The sequence below is a fragment of the Erwinia sp. B116 genome (assembly GCF_002865965.1).
Classification (GTDB): domain Bacteria; phylum Pseudomonadota; class Gammaproteobacteria; order Enterobacterales; family Enterobacteriaceae; genus Erwinia.
The window spans coordinates 1-1,262 of sequence record NZ_JRZZ01000098.1; the positions used below are offsets into that span (position 1 = coordinate 1).

The 1,262-nt window shown below is 38.5% G+C and carries 1 protein-coding gene and 1 pseudogene; both read right to left on the bottom strand.

Annotated elements, in window-relative coordinates; translation table 11 throughout:
* Positions 1-267, bottom strand: a pseudogene (locus tag NV64_RS22695) (lipase family protein); the annotation flags it as partial.
* A 154-nt stretch (positions 268-421) separates the two neighbouring features.
* Positions 422-1,192, bottom strand: a complete 771-nt coding sequence (locus tag NV64_RS22700) for a hypothetical protein (RefSeq protein ID WP_101506844.1) — start codon at positions 1,190-1,192, stop codon at positions 422-424.
* Positions 1,193-1,262 lie beyond the last annotated feature (70 nt).

The window sequence follows — 1,262 nt, forward strand, 5'->3', positions numbered from 1 at the left end:
GTATTGAGCAAACCGCAAAAGTGTATCGTTGCCTGACGGCATAGATAACGTAGGGGAAAGCGATACGCCAAGCAAGCCATCTATATTTAGAAAGATGTTATTTCTTGCTAACTCTCTTTCCGGCATGCCATTTTTATTTTCTTCCATCTGCTCCCTGAATGAATCAACGTTATACAGATGCTCAGTAAAGGTACGTTTTTCCACTATCCCGGCATTATCAATCAGCTCTAAAACTTTGTTATACATATAGGGAACATAGGATGTCATAAAGTGTTCCAAAATATTTAAATTAGCGCATCTGTCCGGATTACTGCCTTTGGGGAAAAATCAAAGAGGCGGAATCCACTTTTCCGCCGTGAGAGGTTTTCTCACTAATAAAAACCAGACCTTTTGCCAAATTTCATTCTCGATATAAAAATAATTAATTAATTTTCATCTTGTCAACCTTATCAAAATCAGGAAAAAGTGTTTTTTCTGGTGCAACACTTCCATCCGGATAAATTATTTTGGAGTACACACCATCAGTTTTTTTTGATGGCTCTATATATCTAACAATTTTCATCTCATCAACTTCAGGGTAAAAATAAATACTGCTAAACTTAGATACTCTGTAAGAAAGGAAATTTTCTTTCCCTAACAGAGAAAGCGATTTTGTTTTCTCTGCTATTTTCCTCTCTCGAATATATGGGTAATATTTACGCGTAATATTCAAGTCACCTATAGAGGAGGTGAATTGGCCATTACGCGAAGCATCATTATCAAAAGCAAGCGTCACACCTATCGCCGTACCAGGTACAAGATCCTTGCCAAGGTGAGTAGCATCAATATATTCAATACCAAGCGTTACGGCGCTCAAAGCCCATTTACATGAACCGCCGCCAGTCATTGCTACTTTTGCTTCCCAGATATCACTACTCCCTTGCTGCATGGGGATCCCAATAACGTTATAGCTGGGTTCCGTGATAACTGAGCCATCAAATCCACTAATTCTTTTTTTCATGCATTCATACGAGATGTATCTGACCTCAATCGGAAACGGTTTCGTATACTGAGATGGATTTTTTACTTCAATATTGACCCATTTTGTATTCGCAGGCGGGTATAATGTTTTGTTGACAGTTCTACTTATGTTGCAACCCGCCACAGTAAACAATACCAAGGAAAGCAGAATAATTTTTGATTGGTTATACATTTTCCATTACCTCTTCTCCGTATTGAGCAAACCGCAAAAGTGTATCGTTGCCTGACGGCATAGATAACGT

Coding starts and splice junctions, on each gene's coding strand:
- NV64_RS22700 (WP_101506844.1), bottom strand. CDS start 1,192: ATGTATAACCAATCAAAAATTATTCTGCTTTCCTTGGTATTGTTTACT.